We start from the raw sequence: 22,507 nt of genomic DNA on the forward strand, positions 1-22,507 counted from the left end.
ACCGCCCGCATTCCGCACTTGGCGGCAAACCACCCGCTGTGATCTATTGGCAGCGAATGGCAGAACCCAAACCCGATCAGCAGGTGCAAAGAGTAGCTTAATCTACGCCAGATACTGTCCAACAATTAGGGAGTAGCTCAGCGCTGGGCGGAGTTAGTGGGGAGCTTATACAGTAGATCGCGCCAATTTCTGGCATCTTCTTTTGAAATACTTGTGACAGGCGTTCCTTGTCCGAGATAGTCGGCAAAAAGCCGAACCGAGACCTTGCGGTCTGTTAGAGTGGCTGGCTTTACGCGTGCGCCCCTCTGTCGCTCGTGGCTGTCCCACAAGTCGCCTAGCGTTGGCTGATCAAGACTGTTGGATGGATCAGGAATTTTATCAGATTTCTGTGGCCTTGTATCGCCTTGAGGTGACGCTGCAACCAGCTTCGGGCGTCGGAGTTCTGGAGTTGTTGGTTTGCCGCCACGTTTGCCCATATCATGCTTGGCCCAGCGCTCTGCGGCTTCTGCGTAAGCATAGGCTAACAACTTGTGAAAACGATTTCGTTTTACGTTGTTAGCAGGAAATTGAAATCCGAAGTGATCTGACCAGTACTCAATGTCTGCGACGCTGAAGTCTCCCATAGATGCTGCCTGTCTCAGTTTCTTTGCTTCTCTCTTATATGATTTAGCGCTTATCTTTCCGCCAAGGCCCATTAAGCGCATATGCTCAGGGTCACTTCTCTCCTCCCAGTCTGCCTCCACTTCAGATTCGTAGACCTCTCGTGCTGCTGCCTCTATCTTCTCATGAGACGGTTCATAAAAGTGCCCGCAATCCGGCTCTACGTTGGATGTCTGGGCTGCCTTCACTTTCCGGTCGAGCTCTTTGACGACGTCAAGGGCTCTCTCATGAGCAAGCCGACTGTCAGTCGTTTTAAGACTCCGAACAACTTCTCGTTTGCCAAACGCTTCCTGATACTCAACGGGCACATAGTACCGGAGCTGCAAGTTATCAGTACCAGACCGCTTAGCTACTTTGTATCTTTTGGGCATTGTCGCAAACCTTCGTAACAGGAAATCGTAACAGTTCTAAATTTTAACACATTGTTTTAGCAAATAGTTTTGGTATTCAATCTGTTAAGATTGCTATGTAAGAGAGTCCCTCAGCCCCTGCCACATTCAACCAACATAACTAGGGTCCACCCTGTAGATGTGGCTGCCGATTTCGCATATTTTTGCGATTCAGTGCCGAAATTTTCATGCATTTGGGCGATGGGGAATCAGGACACAGGTTCTACTCTGGGGGCTGATATCTATGGGGGAAATCTGTTCGGCCACCAAAGTGGGGTGGGAGGGTCCATTGTTCTTAATATGGAAATATTGACATATTTTAGGCGCATTGCCTCCCTCAAGTTGCCGTAAATTTTTGGTCTCAGAACAGGGTCTGAAATGTGACAGGTGCTAAAGATGACATTGGATGCAACGACATCTCCTCAGAAGAATGCAGTCGAAGATTTTGATTTGGACGCAGAATCGCTGAATGCCATCCGTTCAATTCTGATGGACGAGGCCACGCCCGAGGTTGAGGTTGATCAGGCGGTTGTTGCAGCGCCGGCACCGAAAGCGGCACCCCGTGCGAGCCAGCGGGTGCCCCGAAAGGCCGATGCGCTGCCTCGTTTGCAAAGTGCCGAAATAGACTCGCAAGAAGCGGCTGCGCCCAAGAAGCGGAGGATTTCCTTGCGTCGCAAGCCCAAGGTTCAGGCGCGCCCTGTGTCAAAGCCTTCCCCTGCTGCCCATAGCCATGCGTCGATGTCCAAATCATCCGGTATGCTGTCGGATTGGATCCAGCGTATCAAAGCATATCGTCCAAAGCCCGCGCATATCGCATTGGTGGTTCTTGGCGTTTTTGTCGTGATGCATCCGTGGTTGGTGCTCGGTTTGGTGCTGCTGTCTTTGATTGTCTTGGTCGGGGTCTTCTTGATCGTTGGCTATGACGGGTTCTGGAAGGGTGTGATGAAGGCCGGGCGCTGGTATGCCAAGCGAAACCCGACGCGGGCTGCGGTGATCAACAAGCGACTTGATGACTTTGCGATGCGCTGGGATGCGTTTCTTGACAAGTTTCCTGAAGGATCCGTAGACGGCTTGTACCTGCCTGATTTTGGCGATCTTGCCATGGCGGATCAGCGGCATGAGGAAGCCGTGGATCGACGCTTGGCCAGTCTGTCAAAAACCCGTAGCTGACGCGGCTGCCAATTGCAGTCTTGAAACGCGGGCTCTCAGCGGATAGATGCAGCTAACACGACAATTCAGGATGTGATCCATGGCCACTACCAACCCACTTCAGTTTATCCAGCAAGTTCGCGCCGAAGTGGCAAAGGTTGTTTGGCCCACCCGCCGCGAGGTGATGCTGACGACAGTCATGGTCTTTATCCTTGCTGCCCTGACAGCTGTATTTTTCGCATTGGTTGATGTCGTTATTCGCAGTGGCCTGCAATACGTGCTCAATATGTTTGGCTAAGAAGCCCAGGCGGCGTTGCGCAAGTTCGCTTGCGTGAATATCACCACAAACACTTGAATCTCGATAGCGTGTGGGCTAGTTCGCAAACCTGCCCGACAGGCTGCGCACGATGATTCGAGTCGAGCGCCCTTTTACCGGGCAGGCAGGGCTGTTGCTCTGAAAAGTTTTGGAATTCGCAAGCGCCCATAGGCGCGTAGGACAAGGACGGAAAGATCAAATGGCAAAACGGTGGTATTCGGTCAGTGTCCTTTCCAACTTCGAAAAGAAGATTGCAGAGCAGATCCGCACAACGGTTGCCGAGCAGGAAATGGAAGACCAGATCGACGAAGTGATGGTGCCGACCGAAGAGGTCATCGAGATCCGTCGCGGTAAGAAAGTCACAACCGAACGGCGCTTTATGCCCGGCTATGTGCTGGTGCGCATGGAAATGTCCGACAAGGGCTATCACCTGATCAACTCGATCAACCGCGTCACAGGGTTCCTTGGCCCGCAAGGCCGCCCGATGCCGATGCGCGATGCCGAAGTTGTTTCGATTCTTGGGCGGGTCCAGGAAGGCGAAGAAGCGCCACGCACGCTTATTCACTTTGAGATCGGGGAAAAAGTCAAAGTGGCCGATGGTCCGTTCGAAGATTTCGATGGCATGATCGAGCAGGTGGACGACGAGAACCAAAAGCTCAAAGTTATGGTGTCTATCTTTGGCCGCGAAACACCGGTCGAGCTGGACTTCACGCAGGTGAACAAACAAGTTTGATCGGCTAGGTCCTGATAAATTGAATGAAAGGCATCGCAGCGCAAGCTGCGGTGCTTTTTTGTTTCGATGGGGAATATCAGGCCGGCTTTGATACGCGGCGGCGTGCCGATTGCCATTGCGGGTTTGGTTTGAAGCGAGCCGTGAATAGGTTTTATATAGTGTTGGATCGCAACAAAGCCGTTGCCGGCAAAGATATAAATTGATCTTGCAGCTAAACTGTCCTAACAGGCGGGTTCTTACGTCCCGTGGGGTTCCCGCGTGGCGAATCGTTTGTGGGAGGTACGTTGCGCGCGCGCAGCACGCCAGACCACGCTAGGAACGGACCTCAACGCGTTGAGGTCTTGTAGGGCAGGGGAGACCTTGCCGATGACAAAGGAGAGCCATCATGGCCAAGAAACTCGTCGGTACGATGAAGTTGCAAGTTAAAGCGGGTCAAGCCAACCCATCCCCACCTGTGGGTCCAGCGCTGGGTCAGCGCGGCATCAACATCATGGAATTCTGTAAAGCGTTCAACGCGAAAACAGCAGACATGGAGCCCGGTGCGCCGTGTCCGACCGTGATCAGCTACTATCAGGATAAGTCCTTCACAATGGACATCAAGACGCCTCCGGCGTCCTACTACCTGAAAAAAGCGGCCAAGGTGAACTCCGGTGCGAAAACGCCGTCACGCGAAACTGTTGGCACAATCACCGCCAAGCAGCTGCGCGAAATCGCCGAAGCAAAAATGGTCGACCTGTCCGCAAACGATGTGGAACAAGCCATGAAAATCATCTTGGGCTCTGCAAAGTCCATGGGCATCGAGGTTAAGTAAAATGGCTAAACTTGGAAAACGCATCCGCTCCGCACGCGAAGCATTCGCCGGCAAAGCTGACCTGACTGTTGAAGAGGCCGTAGCGCTGATCAAAGGCAACTCGAACACCAAGTTCGACGAGACCGTTGAAATCGCCATGAACCTCGGCATCGATCCCCGCCACGCAGACCAAATGGTTCGCGGCGTTGTTGGCCTGCCAAACGGTACCGGCAAAGACGTTCGTGTTGCGGTATTCGCACGCGGCCCCAAAGCCGAAGAAGCAACAGCTGCTGGTGCAGACGTTGTTGGCGCAGAAGACCTGATGGAAATCGTTCAGGGCGGCAAGATCGACTTTGATCGTTGCATCGCGACACCTGACATGATGCCAATTGTTGGTCGTCTTGGTAAGGTACTTGGCCCACGCAACCTGATGCCGAACCCTAAGGTTGGTACAGTGACCATGGACGTTGAGGCCGCTGTTAAAGCGGCCAAAGGCGGCGAAGTTCAGTTCAAAGCTGAAAAAGGTGGTGTTGTGCACGCAGGTGTTGGCAAAGCATCCTTTGACGAAGCCAAGCTGGTTGAAAACATCCGTGCCTTCGTTGGTGCAGTTGCAAAAGCCAAGCCAACTGGCGCCAAAGGCGCGTACATGAAAAAGATCGCATTGAGCTCCACAATGGGCCCGGGCGTGACTGTTTCCGTGGATAACGCTGCTGCTGAGTAAGCGCCCTCCGCGATACGAATAGAAAAGGCGTCCCCTAGGGGACGCCTTTTTTGTTGTGCAGTACCACAGGAGGTTCCGTCGACGCTGTTTTGGGCTGGTCATGCAGGGTGACGGGCAATAGGGTTCGGGCATGGCATTTTTTGCAACAAACCTTGTGCGACCATTGGCGCTGATTGCTTTGCTCTTTGCGTTTCTGACGATGGGTTTTGCGCATAAGAACATCCCTTCACAGATGACGCCCGAACTGGCCGCTTATGTTGCTGCTGGTGGGTCTTTGTTTGATCTTTGTGGCACTGATCAACTGCCTGAAGATGGTCAAACTGTTGAATGCGAAGCCTGCCGTATCGCTGATAGTTTCGCCCTTTTGCGGGGCTGCAAGCAGGCCATGCCGGTTGTGTCGGCGCGCGTCGAGGCATGGCGCTTTGTTGCGAAAACACTGTCCGAGAAACAAGGGCTCGATCCTGCCCGTCTGACGCGCGCACCGCCATACGTCTGATCTCATTTTTCACTAGATCAACGTAATTCGTCCGCCATGTTGCGGGCAATAAAGGTATGGATCCTTTTCATGACAAACGTAGCGAACAATGCGCAGCCTGACGGGCGCGTAAACAAATTCTATTTCATCGCATGGCGGTGGCATTTCTATGCTGGCCTTTATGTTATCCCCTTTTTGATAGTGCTGGCCGTTACCGGGCTGACCATGTTGTGGATTTCATGGGGAGCAGGGATCGACGGGAGCCGAATGGCGGTGGTGCCTGCCGGTGAGCGGCTGGAGGTGAGCAGGCTGCAGGCAGTTGCCGAGGGCGTTGTGCCGGATGGGCAGGTCACGCAATACATTGCACCTCTTGCGCAGGATCGCGCGGCGGTCTTTGTGGTAGAGGCGGGGGGCGGTACGACTGGTGTCGTCATGGACCCTTATTCCGCGGATGTGCTGGCCAGCTTTGAATGGCGGACAGGGTGGTATGATTTTGCCAATGATGTCCACGGCTCGCTTTTGCTGGGTACTTTCGGTGACTGGATGATCGAGATCGCTGCCAGCCTGGCTTTGGTCCTTGTGGCAAGCGGGCTTTATCTGCATTGGCCGCGCGGTGGGGCCAGCTGGCGCAAGGTATTGGTGCCCCAGATTGCAGCAAAGGGCCGCGCCTTTTGGAAGTCACTGCACGGCGTTGTGGGGTTCTGGATTTCTGCGTTGCTGATTGTGTTTCTTCTGTCGGGCCTCAGCTGGACGGGGGTCTGGGGGAGCAAAATGGTGCAGGCGTGGAACACATTTCCTGCCGAAAAGTGGGGCGCGCCGCTTTCGGATGGAACCCATGCGGATATGAACCATGGTGCTACCGAGGAAGTGCCTTGGGCGCTCGAGCAAGCCCCTGTGCCTGCATCAGGCTCGCTCAAGGGAGTTACCGCCGTTCAGGGTGTTGTGACGCTGGATAAGGTCGCGGCCTTTGCTGGTGGTCTCGACTTTGACGGGCGTTATCAGATCCACCTTCCGCAAGGCGAAACAGGTGTCTGGACGGTCAGCCATGACAGCATGTCAAATGACGGCTCCAAGCCGACACAGGACAGAACGCTGCACATTGACCGTTATACGGGCAACGTGTTGGCGGATGTGCAATTTGCGGATTACACAGCCTATGCCAAGGCAATGGCCGTCGGAATTGCCCTGCATGAGGGGGACATGGGCGTGATCAATCTGATTGTGAACACTGTGTTCTGTTTGTCTGTGATAATTGTCTCGGCGTCCGGTCTGGTTTTGTGGTGGAAGAGGCGTCCAGCTGCTGCAGGTAGCCTTTCTGCACCGCCGCGCCCGAATGATATGCCCTTCTGGAAAGGTGCTGCGGCGCTTGTGGTTGCTCTTGGTGTGATGTTCCCGCTGGCGGGCGGGGCGATTCTGGCTGTGTTGTTACTGGATGCCACTGTTTTGCGGTTAGTTCCTGCAATGAAGCGGGCGGTGTCCTGATTGGCGGTTGCGCGGTGGCGAGGGATCGCCGCTGCGCAGATTTCGCGGTTTGACTGTGCAGCTTGAACCTTTAGGTGGGAGGGATGCCGCCTGAGTGATGGATTTTACAGTTTTGCTGTTGGCATTCCTTCATAACACCACTATTGCCGTTCTTGCATCCAAGCGCGCGATTCGTCGTGCGCTTTTTGCGCTTCGTCCGAGATGGCGGGTGAGCTGGAAGTTCAGTTCATAATTCCTGCCTGAGATGGGGAATGACTATAGATTTTTCGGGGCATTGCTCTCGGATGATCTTGGGAAGGACCCGTAAGGACCCGATGCCAGACATGTTGTCTGGCGAAACGAGCCTCGGAGGGTCAAACCCCTCCGAATAATTTGGAGAGAAACTGTGGATAGAGCACAAAAAGAACAGTTGGTCGACGAACTCGGCCAAATCTTTGAAAGCTCTGGCGTTGTAGTGGTTAGCCACTACGTCGGTCTGACAGTTGCTGAAATGCAGGACCTTCGTGCGCGTGCAAGCGCTGCGGGTGGGTCTGTGCGTGTTGCCAAAAACCGGCTCGCCAAGATCGCCCTTGAGGGCAAGCCATGTGCAAGCATTGCTAACCTTCTGACGGGTATGACCGTTCTGACCTATTCTGAGGATCCTGTGGCTGCGGCTAAGGTTGCTCAGGAATTCGCCAAAGAGAATGACAAGCTTGTCATCCTCGGTGGTGCAATGGGTGAGAACGCGTTGGACGCCGCCGGTGTAGAAGCCGTGTCCAAAATGCCTTCGCGCGAGGAGCTTATCTCCACGATCGCGGGTATGTTGGGCGCACCAGCATCGAACATCGCCGGGGCCATTGGCGCACCTGCAAGCAACATCGCATCCATCTTGTCTACGATCGAAGACAAGGCTGCGTAAGCGACAATATCGTCAAATCGGCGTGTTAGTTGAAACTACACGTTGGAACACACATATCGTTAACGGAAAGAGCTAAAACATGGCTGATCTGAAAAAACTGGCAGAAGACATTGTTGGTCTGACACTGCTTGAAGCACAAGAACTGAAAACAATCCTCAAAGACGAGTACGGCATCGAGCCTGCAGCCGGTGGCGCAGTCATGATGGCGGGCCCTGCAGACGGCGGTGCCGCTGCTGAGGAGAAATCCGAATTTGACGTCGTTCTGAAGAACGCCGGCGCATCCAAAATCAACGTGATCAAAGAAGTTCGCGGCATCACAGGTCTTGGCCTGAAAGAAGCCAAAGACCTCGTTGAAGCTGGTGGCAAAATCAAAGAAGGCGTCGACAAAGCCGAAGCCGAAGACATCAAAGGCAAGCTGGAAGCAGCTGGCGCAGAAGTCGAGCTGGCCTAAGCCTGCTGGTGGGTTCACGCCCACCCTACATGGCAACGCGCCGTAGGGTGGGTGAAACCCACACATAAAAATGGCTGGATGGGGTTAATTCCTTGTCCAGCCAAACCTGTCTTGAAAGGCGCTTTGGATGTTAAGCGTCTCTCTGGAGAGGTCCAATGGTCGGAAGGGGTGCGGTGGGACGCGCTCCAGCATAGACCGGACTAAACCGCTCTTATGGGTGTGCATCGCGGCCCCGGCGATGGCGCATTCGGCAAGAGACACGAAAGGTGACACGACACATGGCACAAACCTTCCTTGGCCAGAAGCGTCTACGTAAATACTATGGCAAAATCCGCGAAGTGCTGGAAATGCCGAACCTCATCGAGGTTCAAAAATCTTCCTATGATCTGTTCCTGAAGTCCGGCGATGCCGAGACGCCCACCGATGGTGATGGCATTCAGGGGGTTTTCCAGTCGGTTTTCCCGATCAAGGATTTCAACGAGACATCCATTCTTGAGTACGTGAAGTACGAGCTTGAAAAGCCCAAGTATGACGTTGAGGAATGTCAGCAACGTGACATGACCTATGCGGCGCCGCTCAAGGTAACGCTGCGTTTGATCGTGTTTGATGTCGATGAGGATACTGGCGCGAAGTCGGTTAAAGACATCAAAGAACAAGACGTGTTCATGGGCGATATGCCTTTGATGACACCAAACGGTACGTTTGTCGTAAACGGCACCGAGCGCGTGATCGTTTCCCAGATGCACCGTTCGCCCGGCGTGTTCTTCGACCATGACAAAGGCAAAACGCACTCTTCTGGTAAGCTGCTGTTTGCTTGCCGTATCATTCCTTACCGTGGCTCATGGCTCGATTTCGAATTCGACGCCAAAGACATCGTGTTCTGCCGCATTGACCGTCGTCGTAAGTTGCCTGTTACCACGCTGCTGTATTCCCTTGGTCTTGACCAAGAAGCGATCATGGACGCGTATTACGACACAGTCACCTACAAGCTGGACGCTGGCAAAGGCTGGATCGCGCCGTTCTTCCCTGAGCGCGTGCGCGGTACCCGTCCGACCTATGACATCGTAGACGGCGAAAGCGGCGAGATCCTGTTCGAAACAGGTAAGAAAGTCACGCCTCGTGCGGTTAAGAAATTAATCGACGAAGGCAACGTGACCACCCTGCTTCTGCCTTTTGATCACATCGCGGGCAAATTTGTCTCCAAAGACATTATCAACGAAGAAACCGGTGCGATTTATGTCGAAGCTGGTGACGAGCTGACACTGGAGTACGACAAAGACGGCACGCTCATCGGCGGCACCGCCAAAGAGCTGATTGACGCCGGTATCACCGAGATCCCACTCTTGGACATCGATAACGTCAATGTTGGCCCTTACATGCGTAACACCATGGCGGCAGATAAAAACATGAACCGTGAAACCGCGCTCATGGATATCTACCGCGTTATGCGTCCGGGTGAGCCGCCCACAGTTGAAGCGGCTTCCAACCTGTTCGACACGTTGTTCTTTGATAGCGAGCGTTATGACCTTTCCGCGGTTGGCCGTGTGAAAATGAACATGCGTTTGGCGCTGGAAAAAGAAGACACACAGCGTACGCTGGACCGCGATGATATCGTGTCCTGTATCAAAGCGCTGGTTGACCTGCGCGACGGCCGCGGCGACATCGACGACATTGACCACCTCGGCAACCGTCGTGTGCGTTCCGTTGGTGAGCTGATGGAAAACCAGTACCGCGTTGGTCTGCTCCGCATGGAGCGCGCGATCAAAGAGCGTATGTCCTCTGTCGAGATCGACACAGTCATGCCTCAGGATCTGATCAACGCGAAACCAGCGGCTGCTGCGGTACGTGAATTCTTCGGCTCTTCGCAGCTGTCGCAGTTCATGGACCAAACCAACCCGCTGTCCGAGGTTACGCACAAGCGTCGCCTCTCCGCGCTTGGGCCAGGTGGTCTGACACGTGAGCGTGCCGGTTTTGAAGTACGTGACGTTCACCCAACCCACTATGGCCGCATGTGTCCGATTGAGACACCGGAAGGTCCGAACATTGGTTTGATCAACTCGCTGGCGACCTTTGCCCGTGTGAACAAATACGGCTTCATCGAAACGCCCTACCGTAAGGTTGAGAATGGTGTTGTGTCTGACGAAGTTCAGTACATGTCCGCGACCGAAGAAATGCGTCACACAGTGGCACAGGCCAACGCGAACCTTGATGAAAACATGAAGTTCGTGAACGATCTGGTTTCCACACGTAAATCAGGTGACTACACACTGTCGCCTTCTTCGAATGTGGATCTGATTGACGTATCGCCAAAACAGTTGGTTTCGGTCGCTGCGTCCTTGATCCCGTTCCTTGAGAATGACGATGCGAACAGGGCCTTGATGGGCTCGAACATGCAACGTCAGGCTGTTCCATTGCTGCAGGCCGAAGCGCCTTTGGTGGGTACAGGTATCGAAGAAGTTGTGGCACGCGACTCCGGTGCGGCTTACATGGCGAAACGCGCAGGCGTGATTGACCAAGTAGACGCAACACGTATCGTTATCCGCGCGACAGAAGACCTCGAGCTGGGCGATGCAGGCGTGGACATCTACCGCATGCGTAAATTCCAACGCTCGAACCAGAACACCTGCATCAACCAGCGTCCGTTGGTGAAAGTTGGTGACACGGTCACAAAGGGTCAGGTTATTGCCGACGGTCCGTCCACTGATATGGGTGAGCTCGCTCTTGGTAAAAACGTGGTCGTCGCGTTTATGCCTTGGAACGGCTACAACTACGAAGACTCCATCCTGATCTCCGAGCGCGTATCGCGTGACGACGTCTTCACTTCGATCCACATCGAAGAATTCGAAGTCGCCGCCCGTGACACCAAGCTTGGGCCAGAGGAAATCACACGCGATATTCCAAACGTCGGTGAAGAAGCACTGCGCAACCTCGATGAAGCGGGTATCGTTTACATCGGTGCAGACGTAGAGCCGGGCGACATTCTGGTTGGTAAGATCACACCAAAAGGCGAAAGCCCGATGACGCCGGAGGAGAAACTCCTGCGCGCCATCTTTGGTGAGAAAGCCTCTGACGTGCGTGACACCTCGCTGCGCGTAAAACCGGGTGACTTTGGTACGGTTGTAGAAGTACGTGTCTTTAACCGCCACGGCGTGGAAAAAGACGAGCGTGCCCTGCAGATCGAGCGGGAAGAGGTTGAACGCCTTGCCCGTGACCGTGACGACGAGATGGCGATCCTTGACCGCAACATCTTTGCGCGTCTGCGTCAGATGATCCTTGGCAAAGTGGCTGTCAAAGGCCCGAAAGGCGTCAAGCCGAACAGCCAGATCACCGAAGAGATGCTCGACGAAGTACTGACACGTGGCCAGTGGTGGCAGCTGGCTCTTGAGGATGAAGACGATGCGAAAATCGTCGAAGCCCTCAATGAACAGTACGAGATCCAGAAGCGCACACTTGACGCGCGTTTTGAGGATAAGGTCGAAAAAGTACGCCGTGGCGACGATCTGCCCCCCGGTGTGATGAAGATGGTCAAAGTCTTCGTGGCGGTGAAGCGTAAGCTGCAGCCGGGCGATAAAATGGCCGGTCGTCACGGGAACAAAGGTGTTATCTCCAAAGTGGTCCCAATGGAGGACATGCCGTTCCTCGCAGACGGTACGCCGGTTGATTTCTGTCTGAACCCGCTTGGTGTTCCATCGCGTATGAACGTTGGTCAGATCCTCGAGACACATATGGGCTGGGCTGCACGCGGTCTGGGCATCAATGTGGACGAGGCGCTGCAGGAATATAAGCGCTCTGGCGACATGACTCCTGTGCGTGAAGCAATGAAACTGGCCTATGGCGATGATGTCTACGAAGAAGGCATCGCCGGCATGAGCGAGGATGATCTGCTGGAATCTGCGGGCAACGTCAGCCGTGGTGTGCCGATCGCAACGCCTGTCTTTGACGGTGCGAAGGAAGCCGATGTGAACGATAGCCTTGCACGTGCAGGTTTCGACACATCCGGCCAGTCGGTCCTCTTTGATGGTCGTACAGGCGAACAGTTCAGCCGTAAGGTAACTGTTGGCGTGAAATACCTGCTCAAACTGCACCACCTTGTGGACGATAAAATCCACGCGCGTTCTACCGGACCATACTCGCTGGTTACCCAGCAGCCATTGGGCGGTAAAGCACAGTTCGGTGGTCAGCGCTTTGGTGAGATGGAGGTCTGGGCACTTGAAGCTTACGGCGCTGCATACACCTTGCAGGAAATGCTGACCGTGAAATCGGATGACGTTGCGGGCCGTACGAAGGTCTATGAAAGCATCGTCAAAGGCGAGGACAACTTCGAAGCTGGTATCCCAGAGTCGTTCAACGTTCTTGTCAAAGAAGTCCGTGGCCTCGGCCTGAACATGGAACTCCTGGATGCGGAGGATGAAGAGTAAGCATTTGCGCGCGCACCCCGGCGGTGCGCGCCTGCTTCTCTCCCCCGCTTTCAAAGACAAAATCTAAGGATTGAAAATGAACCAGGAACTGACAAACAACCCGTTTAACCCGGTTGCTCCCGCAAAGACATTCGACGAGATCAAGGTTTCTCTGGCATCCCCAGAGCGTATCCTCTCGTGGTCTTTCGGTGAGATCAAGAAACCCGAAACCATCAACTACCGTACGTTCAAGCCCGAGCGTGACGGCCTGTTCTGTGCACGTATCTTTGGCCCGATCAAAGATTATGAATGCCTGTGTGGTAAATACAAACGCATGAAATATCGCGGCGTTGTCTGCGAAAAATGTGGTGTTGAAGTTACCCTGCAAAAAGTGCGTCGCGAACGTATGGGTCACATCGAACTGGCTTCGCCAGTTGCGCACATCTGGTTTCTAAAATCGCTGCCATCCCGCATCGGCCTGATGCTGGACATGACACTGCGCGATCTGGAACGTGTTCTGTATTTCGAAAACTATGTTGTTATCGAGCCGGGCCTGACGGACCTCACCTACGGTCAGATGATGACCGAAGAAGAGTATATGGACGCGCAAGACGCTTACGGCATGGACGCGTTCACCGCCAACATCGGTGCCGAAGCGATCCGCGAAATGCTGGCCGCGATCGACCTCGAAGCCGAGGCCGACCAGCTGCGCGAAGAGCTGAAAGAAGCCACAGGCGAGCTGAAGCCAAAGAAGATCATCAAACGCCTGAAGGTCGTTGAGAGCTTCCTTGAATCCGGCAACCGTCCCGAGTGGATGATCATGACCGTGATCCCAGTAATCCCGCCAGAGCTGCGCCCGTTGGTGCCGCTGGATGGTGGCCGCTTTGCGACATCTGACCTCAACGATCTGTATCGCCGCGTGATCAACCGGAACAACCGTCTAAAGCGTCTGATTGAACTGCGCGCGCCTGATATCATCGTGCGTAACGAAAAGCGGATGTTGCAGGAATCTGTTGATGCGCTGTTCGACAACGGCCGTCGTGGCCGCGTGATCACGGGCGCCAACAAGCGCCCGCTGAAGTCGCTGTCTGACATGCTGAAAGGTAAGCAAGGTCGCTTCCGTCAAAACCTTTTGGGTAAGCGCGTCGACTTCTCTGGCCGTTCGGTGATTGTGACCGGTCCTGAGCTGAAGCTGCATCAATGTGGCTTGCCCAAGAAGATGGCGCTCGAGCTGTTCAAACCCTTCATCTATTCCCGTCTTGAGGCCAAAGGTCTGTCCTCGACCGTGAAACAAGCCAAGAAACTGGTGGAAAAAGAGCGTCCCGAAGTTTGGGATATCTTGGACGAAGTTATCCGCGAACACCCCGTCATGCTGAACCGTGCGCCTACATTGCACCGTCTTGGTATTCAGGCGTTTGAGCCCGTACTGATTGAAGGTAAAGCCATCCAGCTGCACCCGCTGGTTTGTTCGGCCTTTAACGCTGACTTTGACGGCGACCAAATGGCTGTTCACGTGCCGCTCTCGCTCGAAGCGCAGCTGGAAGCGCGCGTTCTGATGATGTCCACGAACAACGTTCTGTCACCTGCAAACGGTGCACCGATCATTGTTCCGTCACAGGATATGATCTTGGGTCTCTACTATGTGACCCTTGAACGTGACGGCATGGTTGGTGAAGGCAAGGTCTTTGGCAATGTGGACGAGGTACAGCACGCGTTGGACGCGGGCGAAGTACATCTTCACGCTAAAATCAAAGCCCGCATCAAACAGATTGACGCCGAAGGCAACGAGATTGACGTGCGGTTCGACACCACACCTGGTCGGGTTATGCTTGGTGCACTGCTGCCACTGAACGCAAAAGCGCCGTTTGACTTGGTCAACCGTTTGCTGCGTAAGAAAGAAGTGCAGCAGGTCATCGATACGGTCTACCGTTATTGCGGCCAGAAAGAGTCCGTTATTTTCTGTGACCAGATCATGACCATGGGCTTCCGTCAGGCGTTCAAGGCGGGCATTTCGTTTGGTAAAGACGACATGTTGATCCCGGACACCAAATGGCCACTGGTTGAAGACACGCGTGAGCAGGTTAAAGACTTTGAACAACAGTACATGGACGGCCTGATCACTCAGGGTGAAAAGTACAACAAAGTTGTTGATGCATGGTCGAAGTGTAACGACAAAGTCACCGACGCGATGATGGGTGCGATCTCTGACACCACTTACGCCGAGAACGGTTCCGAGAATGAGCCGAACTCCGTGTATATGATGGCGCACTCCGGTGCGCGTGGCTCGGTCACGCAGATGAAACAGCTCGGCGGGATGCGCGGCCTGATGGCCAAGCCGAACGGCGACATCATCGAGACACCGATCATCTCGAACTTTAAAGAAGGTCTGACCGTTCTTGAGTACTTCAACTCTACCCACGGTGCCCGTAAGGGTCTGTCGGATACGGCTTTGAAGACTGCGAACTCCGGTTACCTCACACGCCGTCTGGTGGACGTTGCTCAGGACTGTATCGTGCGCATGCATGATTGTGGCACTGACGTAGCGATCACTGCGACTGCTGCGGTGAACGACGGTGAGGTTGTTTCCTCGCTGGCAGAGCGTCTGCTGGGTCGTGTCTTGGCCGAGGACATCATGCGTCCGGGTACAGACGAAGTGCTGGCTGCGGCTGGCACGCTGGTGGACGAGCGTATGGCAGATACGATCGACGAAGCGGCTGTTGCCTCTGCGCGCATCCGCTCGCCGCTGACCTGTGAAGCTGAAGAAGGCGTTTGCGCCCAGTGTTACGGTCGCGACCTTGCACGTGGTACATTGGTGAACCAAGGTGAGGCGGTCGGCATCATCGCGGCGCAGTCCATTGGTGAACCGGGTACACAGCTTACAATGCGTACCTTCCACATTGGTGGTGTTGCGCAGGGTGGTCAGCAGTCGTTCCAGGAAGCCGGCCAAGAGGGTAAAATCCAATTCGAGAACAGCAACACGCTGCAAAACTCGTCGGATGAAACCATGGTCATGGGTCGTAACATGAAGTTGCTGATCATCGACGAGAACGGTGATGAGCGCGCGAGCCACAAAGTGGGTTACGGTACCAAGCTGTTTGTCAAAGAGGGCCAGGAAGTGGCACGCGGCGACAAACTGTACGAATGGGACCCCTACACGCTGCCGATCATTGCCGAAGCTGCCGCGACTGCGAAACACGTCGATCTTATCTCGGGCATTTCTGTCAGAGATGACACCGATGATGCGACAGGCATGACCCAGAAGATCGTCATCGACTGGCGTTCTGCTGCCAAAGGCAACGAGCTGAAGCCGGAAATCATTCTGGTTGGTGAAGATGGCGAGCCTGTGCGCAACGCTGCCGGCAACCCGATCACCTATCCAATGTCCGTGGATGCGGTTCTGTCCATCGAAGACCAGACCCAAGTTCAGGCAGGTGACATCATTGCGCGTATCCCGCGTGAAGGTGCCAAGACTAAGGATATTACCGGTGGTCTGCCACGTGTGGCCGAACTCTTTGAGGCACGTCGCCCCAAAGATCACGCCATCATCGCGGAAATCGACGGTTATGTGCGCTACGGCAAAGACTACAAAAACAAGCGTCGCATCGCGATCGAGAGCTCCGAAGATCCAGAGTTCAAGGTCGAGTACATGGTGCCGAAGGGCAAGCACATCCCTGTGGCCGAAGGCGACTTTGTCCAGAAGGGTGATTACATCATGGACGGCAACCCAGCGCCGCATGATATTCTTGCCATTATGGGCGTCGAAGCTTTGGCTGATTACATGATCGCAGAAGTTCAGGATGTTTACCGTCTTCAAGGTGTGAAGATTAACGATAAACATATCGAAGTGATCGTGCGTCAGATGTTGCAAAAGTGGGAAATCCAGGAATCTGGTGATACCACGCTGCTCAAAGGCGAACATGTCGACAAGCTTGAGTTCGATACGGCCAACGAGAAAGCCCTGAAAAAGGGTGGCCGTCTTGCCAAAGGCGAACCGATCCTCTTGGGGATCACCAAGGCGTCGCTGCAAACGCGCAGCTTCATCTCGGCGGCCTCCTTCCAGGAAACCACGCGGGTTCTTACCGAAGCATCGGTACAGGGCAAGCGCGACAAACTGGTCGGCCTCAAAGAGAACGTCATCGTGGGCCGCCTGATCCCGGCGGGTACTGGCGGGGCAACCCAACAGATGCGCCGTGTGGCCAGCGACCGCGACAATGTCGTCATTGAAGCGCGCCGTATCGAGGCGGAGAAAGCAGCAGCTCTCGCAGCACCGGCGGCACCTGCCGAAGATGTTGTCGGTGGTGACGTGTTCTCCAACACAACGGGCTTTGACGAGGAAAGCCGCGATTAATACCGCGCCTTGTCACTAGAATAAAAAAGCCCCCGCAGCCTTGGATGGTTGCGGGGGCTTTTCGTTTTTGCACCATAGGTTTGCTGCGTTGGCACGGTGCAGATCGGCTCAGAGGGGGGGGGCGCTGTGAGCGCATCACTGAGGAATGAGCCAGCTGTCCCCCAGCGCTGATGATGCTTTCAATGAGCGGGTTTGTCGTCGACGATCTTTGTTGAAGCACAGTAAACGGGGCGCTGCCTTTGTCCCTGCTGATCTTTGTGCGCGGTACTTTGGCGACACTGAATCTGCGGGATTGTGCGATGTAGGAGGCGCTTGCTGCTACCCTAGGTGTGACGCTTTGGCATTGGTGATAGGATTTTCATTCCACCGTGAGCGTAGGTTGTCACGGACGTGAGAAGACCGCACGCACGTGAGCGTCATCAATGCCAAAGGTGTTGCGAATATGGGCAGCCTGTTCTGTATCCATTGATTGATAGTCAAAGACGTTTTTCTTACCTTTCAGGCGGCTGTCGTTAAAGTCATTATGTCCGCGCATCATCATGTCGTCGCCCGTAAGTGTGAGCGTAGGCATGGTTTTCCATAGGTTCTGGTGCCCATGGCTCATGATGGTGTCGTCGCTGCCGGCCTGCACGACCATTCCCAAGGCAATCGCTGAATAAGGGTAGTGATAGGCCCAGAGCTTGACCCCTTCAGCACCTGCGGTGAACACATAGCCCTGATTGAAATCGATCGCGACCGAACTGTGCCGTGCGGTGATTGCGGCGAGGTCTTTGGCGGCCTGCTTGAACCGCTCGACAAAGCTGACGGCCATGGCGCCATCATCATCAAGGCGGAATTGCAAGCAAGGCGTATCAGGGGGGCCGCGCCAATCGTTGATCGCGTTTTTCATCACGCGCCTATGTGGGCGGGGCGGGTACTGGACAATCCGACATTGCGGGATCGCCGCCGTGAGGCCGCGCAGCCGTTCAAGATAGGGCGCGGGTAGGCCGGTTCCGGTAACTATGAGGAAAGTGAAGTCAGGATCGGTCTGGGCTGCCACACAGGGCAATGTGATCGCTTCGAATAGGCAAAACCGCTCCTCCATGCGGGCCTCACCATATAGAAACGCCTCAAGCGCGGCATGGTCAGCATGCCCAACCTTAAATCCGCCTTTGCCTGCATAAGAGAACCGGCAAATTCCAACTGTCCGCATTTCACTTCCCTCCAAAGACACGGCTGACATGATCTATATCGATGGAAAAGCGGTCCTTGAACATTTGGGCTTGATCGTGGGTTGCGGGCTGAACAGGTACTTTTTTTACGGTCTTTTGGCGGCTGTCATTGCTGGAGTTATGACTGCGTACAAACATCTGCGGATCGGCATAGCTGACTACAGGCATAAATCTCGCGATTTTTTCATGGGCAAAGTTCATGATTGTCAGGTGGCAATTGCCCCGAATTTGCATGCCCATTGCAGCAGGGTAGAGTTGGCGAAAAATTTCCGTTGAGGCAATGCCGTTCGCACCAAACTCTGCGACAATCCCCTTGTTCCAGTCAAAGTTAACAGCCTTATGCTGTGCCGTAAGCCGCTCTGCATCGCGGGATGCGGCGCGCAGTCGTTCGATGAAATCGACCGCAAAAGCATCATCATCGTCATGCCGGAACTGCAGGCAGGGCTTGGACGGATCCTTGCGCGCTTTGTTGAGGATTTGTTTCATCACTTCGCGCTGGGGGCGGGGAGGCTGTTCGACAATTCGGATCTGGGGAATGTCCGCGGTGATGTCATGGAGCCGCTCGCGATGGATCTTTGGTAATTGATCTCCGATGACAATGATCAGATCAAAATCTTGATCGGACTGTCCCTTGATACAGGGAAGGGCCACAGTTTCCATCAACTGGAAACGCTCTTCCAGTCGCGCCTGGCCATAAAGATAAGCGATACGGTCTTCTATTGTCTCATGCTCGACCTGAAACCCGCCGATCGCGGGATAGGAGAACCGGCATAGCCCGATCACTTGCATGGTATTGGCCCCTTAATGTTTTTACGGACTATGCTAGAAGCAGTGGGAATTTGGCAAGGGGAGGCAAGGGAAAGCCCCTTGAAACCTACGGCTGTTGACACGTTGGCCGACTCTCCGTATACGCCTGATATCTCGTACAGGGGGGTCGCCCCTTTTGCGCTTATCATAACCGCATGTGGTCACGATCCAGGCCGCCTTTATTGGCCCGATCCTCTGTAGCATAGCCGCCTCGCTTACCTCGGTACGGAAGCGATGCGGCCATATTGCTTTGCACCACTTGCCAACGCTAGCGCGGTCGGGACGTCGACCGCAGACTATTCACCGCAGAGGCCAGTGGCGTCTGCAAACAAGACAGCAACACGGGGATAAAACCGGAATGCCAACGATTCAGCAGCTGATCCGCAAACCGCGCCAGCCAAAACGCAAATACTCCAAATCCATGCACCTGCAGGAATGCCCGCAGAAGCGTGGCGTCTGTACGCGCGTTTACACAACCACACCTAAGAAACCGAACTCCGCTATGCGTAAAGTTGCGAAGGTTCGCCTGACCAACGGTTTCGAAGTCATCTCCTACATCCCGGGTGAAAGCCACAACCTTCAGGAGCACTCTGTGGTTCTGATCCGTGGCGGTCGTGTAAAAGACCTTCCAGGTGTGCGTTACCACATCCTGCGCGGTGTTCTCGATACGCAAGGCGTTAAAGATCGTAAGCAGCGTCGTTCCAAATACGGTGCCAAGCGTCCTAAATAAGCCCGCCTTTGGTCGGGTTTCCCGACCTCTATCTGACACTATGCCCTGCATTGCGGGGCACCCCGCCAAGAGGAAGACAATAAGATGTCACGCCGCCACGCCGCTGAAAAACGCGAAGTACTCCCAGACGCTAAATATGGCGATCTGATCCTGACTAAGTTCATGAACAACCTGATGATCGACGGCAAAAAAGCCGTTGCTGAACGGATTGTTTACAATGCATTCGACCGCGTTGAATCCAAAATCAAACGCGCGCCAGTGGAAGTGTTCCACGAAGCGCTCGAAAACATCCAGCCTTCCGTCGAAGTGCGTTCGCGCCGCGTTGGTGGTGCGACCTATCAGGTTCCTGTTGAAGTGCGCCCCGAGCGTCGTCAGGCCCTCGCGATCCGCTGGTTGATCAAAGCGGCCCGTTCGCGCAACGAAAACACCATGGAAGAGCGCCTTGCAGGCGAGCTGATGGACGCAGTCCAGTCCCGTGGTACAGCCGTTAAAAAGCGTGAAGATACGCATAAAATGGCCGACGCGAACAAAGCATTCAGCCACTACCGCTGGTAAGCACTTAAGACCGGGGGCGCGATACGCGTGGCCCCGGACCCTATTAAAAGCATATTCCTGAGGAAGCTTTCAAATGGCACGCGACTATCCCCTCGAACTGTATCGTAACTTTGGTATCATCGCGCACATCGACGCCGGTAAAACCACATGTTCCGAACGTATCCTGTACTATACTGGTAAAGAGCATAACATCGGCGAAGTGCACGATGGTGCGGCGACAATGGACTGGATGGAGCAGGAGCAGGAACGGGGTATTACAATTACTTCCGCTGCGACAACGACATTCTGGGAACGCACCGAAGACGGCCTGAAACCTGATTCCCCCAAGCACCGCATGAACATCATCGACACACCAGGTCACGTTGACTTCACAATCGAAGTTGAACGTTCCTTGGCCGTTCTCGATGGCGCGGTTACTGTTCTTGACGGTAACGCCGGTGTTGAGCCCCAGACCGAAACTGTTTGGCGTCAGGCCGACCGCTACAAAGTTCCACGTATTGTTTTCGTAAACAAAATGGACAAAATCGGCGCGGACTTCTTCAACTGTGTTTCACAGATCGAAGAGCGTACCGGCGCGACAGCCGTTCCAATCGGTGTGCCAATCGGTGCCGAGACCGAGCTGGAAGGTCTGGTTGACCTCGTGACCATGGAAGAGTGGGTCTATGAGGGTGAAGACCTTGGTGCCACATGGCAGAAACGCCCAATCCGTGACGATCTTCAGGACATGGCCAAAGAATGGCGTGGCAAGCTGATCGAAGCTGCTGTTGAAATGGACGATGACGCAATGGAAGCGTATTTGATGGATGGCGCCGAGCCAGATGTCGATACGCTGCGCACGCTGATCCGCAAAGGTTGCTTGTCCTTGTCCTTCGTTCCCGTCCTAGGCGGTTCCGCGTTCAAAAACAAAGGCGTTCAGCCGCTTCTCAACGCTGTTGTCGACTATCTGCCGAGCCCGCTCGACGTTGTTGACTACATGGGCTTTAAGCCAGGCGACGAAACAGAAACACGTGACATCCCGCGCCGTGCGGATGATGCGATGGCGTTCTCTGGCCTTGCCTTCAAAATCATGAACGACCCCTTTGTTGGCTCGCTCACGTTCACACGTATCTACTCTGGTGTTCTGAACAAAGGCGACACGCTTTTGAACTCCACCAAAGGCCGTAAAGAACGTGTTGGCCGTATGATGATGATGCACGCCATCGACCGTGAAGAAATCACCGAAGCATTCGCGGGTGACATCATCGCGCTTGCCGGTCTGAAAGACACCACAACAGGTGACACGCTTTGCGCCGTCAACGATCCTGTGGTTCTGGAAACAATGACCTTCCCTGATCCGGTTATCGAGATCGCGGTTGAGCCTAAAACCAAGGCTGACCAAGAGAAAATGGGCATTGGCCTCCAGCGTCTTGCGGCAGAGGATCCATCCTTCCGCGTTGAGACTGATCTGGAATCCGGTCAGACCATCATGAAGGGTATGGGTGAACTTCACCTCGACATCCTCGTGGACCGTCTGAAGCGCGAATTCAAAGTTGAAGCGAACATTGGTGCGCCTCAGGTTGCCTACCGTGAGACCATCTCACGCGAAGCAGAAATCACTTACACGCACAAGAAACAGTCCGGCGGTTCCGGTCAGTTTGCTGAAGTGAAAATGATCCTGATGCCAACCGAGCCAGGCGAAGGTTACTCCTTTGAAAGCCGCATCGTTGGTGGTGCTGTTCCAAAGGAATACATCCCGGGCGTTGAAAAAGGCATTCAATCCGTTATGGATAGCGGTCCTCTCGCGGGCTTCCCCGTCATCGACTTCAAGGTTGCCTTGATCGACGGTAAGTTCCACGACGTTGACTCCTCCGTTCTTGCATTCGAAATCGCTGCTCGTATGGGTATGCGCGAAGGCATGAAAAAAGCGGGCGCGAAAATGCTTGAGCCAATCATGAAAGTCGAAGTGATCACACCTGAAGAATACACAGGCGGTATCATCGGCGATCTGACTTCACGTCGCGGTCAGGTACAGGGTCAGGACACACGCGGTAACGCGATTGCCATTGACGCATTTGTGCCACTGGCCAACATGTTCGGCTACATCAACACACTGCGCTCCATGTCTTCTGGTCGTGCGAACTTTACCATGCAGTTCGACCACTACGAAGGTGTGCCACAGAACATCTCGGACGAGATCCAAGCCAAGTTCGCGTAAATCAATCGGGTCCGCTGATCAGCGGACCCGCCCTCATAGAATTGAAATTAAGGAGCCAACACCATGGCAAAGGAAAAGTTTGAACGTACCAAACCACACGTCAACATCGGCACAATTGGCCACGTTGACCACGGTAAAACGACACTGACAGCGGCGATCACGAAGTACTTCGGTGACTTCAAAGCCTATGACCAGATTGAC

The 22,507-nt window shown here is 54.4% G+C and carries 19 protein-coding genes; 16 read left to right on the forward strand and 3 right to left on the reverse strand.

Annotation, left to right across the window (positions count from 1 at the left end; translation table 11 throughout):
- Positions 1–137 precede the first annotated feature (137 nt).
- The gene (locus ABJM03_RS00500) at positions 138–1,031 is read right to left on the reverse strand and encodes a DUF6538 domain-containing protein (protein ID WP_348336825.1); all 894 of its coding nucleotides are present in this window, start codon (positions 1,029–1,031) and stop codon (positions 138–140) included.
- A 414-nt stretch (positions 1,032–1,445) separates the two neighbouring features.
- Here ABJM03_RS00500 and ABJM03_RS00505 point away from each other — a divergent pair, with 414 nt between their 5' ends.
- From ABJM03_RS00505 to rpoC, 12 genes are all read left to right on the forward strand, one after another.
- Positions 1,446–2,219 (forward strand): hypothetical protein, encoded by a 774-nt coding sequence (locus tag ABJM03_RS00505; RefSeq protein WP_348336826.1) that lies wholly within the window; start codon positions 1,446–1,448, stop codon positions 2,217–2,219.
- Between the two features lie 79 nt (positions 2,220–2,298).
- Complete coding sequence (secE, locus tag ABJM03_RS00510; protein WP_348336827.1) at positions 2,299–2,496, forward strand: preprotein translocase subunit SecE; 198 nt, start codon at positions 2,299–2,301, stop codon at positions 2,494–2,496.
- Positions 2,497–2,713: 217 nt separating this feature from the next.
- Complete coding sequence (gene nusG / locus ABJM03_RS00515; protein ID WP_348336828.1) at positions 2,714–3,247, forward strand: transcription termination/antitermination protein NusG; 534 nt, start codon at positions 2,714–2,716, stop codon at positions 3,245–3,247.
- 23 nt (positions 3,248–3,270) lie between these two features.
- Positions 3,271–3,450, forward strand: coding sequence for a hypothetical protein (locus tag ABJM03_RS00520; RefSeq protein WP_348336829.1), 180 nt, complete (start codon positions 3,271–3,273; stop codon positions 3,448–3,450).
- Positions 3,451–3,632: 182 nt separating this feature from the next.
- The gene (gene rplK, locus ABJM03_RS00525; protein ID WP_348336830.1) at positions 3,633–4,058 is read left to right on the forward strand and encodes a 50S ribosomal protein L11; all 426 of its coding nucleotides are present in this window, start codon (positions 3,633–3,635) and stop codon (positions 4,056–4,058) included.
- Position 4,059: 1 nt separating this feature from the next.
- Complete coding sequence (gene rplA, locus ABJM03_RS00530) at positions 4,060–4,758, forward strand: 50S ribosomal protein L1 (RefSeq protein WP_348336831.1); 699 nt, start codon at positions 4,060–4,062, stop codon at positions 4,756–4,758.
- Positions 4,759–4,888: 130 nt separating this feature from the next.
- On the forward strand, positions 4,889–5,254 hold the full coding sequence (locus ABJM03_RS00535; RefSeq protein WP_348336832.1) for a hypothetical protein: 366 nt from the start codon (positions 4,889–4,891) through the stop codon (positions 5,252–5,254).
- Positions 5,255–5,323: 69 nt separating this feature from the next.
- Entirely contained in the window at positions 5,324–6,715 is a 1,392-nt protein-coding gene (locus ABJM03_RS00540) for a PepSY domain-containing protein (protein ID WP_348336833.1), read from the forward strand.
- Positions 6,716–7,100: 385 nt separating this feature from the next.
- Positions 7,101–7,613: a 50S ribosomal protein L10 gene (gene rplJ / locus ABJM03_RS00545; RefSeq protein WP_348336834.1), complete on the forward strand. Its 513-nt coding sequence runs from the start codon at positions 7,101–7,103 to the stop codon at positions 7,611–7,613.
- Positions 7,614–7,692: 79 nt separating this feature from the next.
- Entirely contained in the window at positions 7,693–8,064 is a 372-nt protein-coding gene (rplL, locus tag ABJM03_RS00550; protein WP_348414876.1) for a 50S ribosomal protein L7/L12, read from the forward strand.
- Between the two features lie 278 nt (positions 8,065–8,342).
- A complete protein-coding gene (gene rpoB / locus ABJM03_RS00555; RefSeq protein WP_348414878.1) occupies positions 8,343–12,482 on the forward strand; it encodes a DNA-directed RNA polymerase subunit beta in 4,140 nt (1,379 codons plus the stop codon).
- A 76-nt stretch (positions 12,483–12,558) separates the two neighbouring features.
- Entirely contained in the window at positions 12,559–16,809 is a 4,251-nt protein-coding gene (rpoC, locus tag ABJM03_RS00560) for a DNA-directed RNA polymerase subunit beta' (RefSeq protein ID WP_348414879.1), read from the forward strand.
- A 382-nt stretch (positions 16,810–17,191) separates the two neighbouring features.
- Here the strand turns inward: rpoC and ABJM03_RS00565 are convergent, their stop codons facing one another.
- Together ABJM03_RS00565 and ABJM03_RS00570 are read right to left on the reverse strand one after the other, a co-directional pair.
- Entirely contained in the window at positions 17,192–18,001 is an 810-nt protein-coding gene (locus ABJM03_RS00565; protein ID WP_348414880.1) for a putative rhamnosyl transferase, read from the reverse strand.
- Between the two features lies 1 nt (position 18,002).
- Complete coding sequence (locus ABJM03_RS00570; RefSeq protein ID WP_348414882.1) at positions 18,003–18,809, reverse strand: putative rhamnosyl transferase; 807 nt, start codon at positions 18,807–18,809, stop codon at positions 18,003–18,005.
- A 376-nt stretch (positions 18,810–19,185) separates the two neighbouring features.
- Here ABJM03_RS00570 and rpsL point away from each other — a divergent pair, with 376 nt between their 5' ends.
- From rpsL to ABJM03_RS00590, 4 genes are all read left to right on the forward strand, one after another.
- Positions 19,186–19,557 (forward strand): 30S ribosomal protein S12, encoded by a 372-nt coding sequence (rpsL, locus tag ABJM03_RS00575; protein WP_025063456.1) that lies wholly within the window; start codon positions 19,186–19,188, stop codon positions 19,555–19,557.
- Between the two features lie 84 nt (positions 19,558–19,641).
- Entirely contained in the window at positions 19,642–20,112 is a 471-nt protein-coding gene (rpsG, locus tag ABJM03_RS00580) for a 30S ribosomal protein S7 (RefSeq protein ID WP_267168689.1), read from the forward strand.
- Positions 20,113–20,185: 73 nt separating this feature from the next.
- Complete coding sequence (fusA, locus tag ABJM03_RS00585; protein ID WP_348414883.1) at positions 20,186–22,306, forward strand: elongation factor G; 2,121 nt, start codon at positions 20,186–20,188, stop codon at positions 22,304–22,306.
- Between the two features lie 63 nt (positions 22,307–22,369).
- A partial coding sequence (locus ABJM03_RS00590; RefSeq protein WP_348414884.1) for a GTP-binding protein occupies positions 22,370–22,507 on the forward strand: 138 nt, incomplete at its 3' end.

It is taken from the genome of Sulfitobacter sp. (assembly GCF_039977885.1).
Lineage (GTDB): Bacteria > Pseudomonadota > Alphaproteobacteria > Rhodobacterales > Rhodobacteraceae > Sulfitobacter.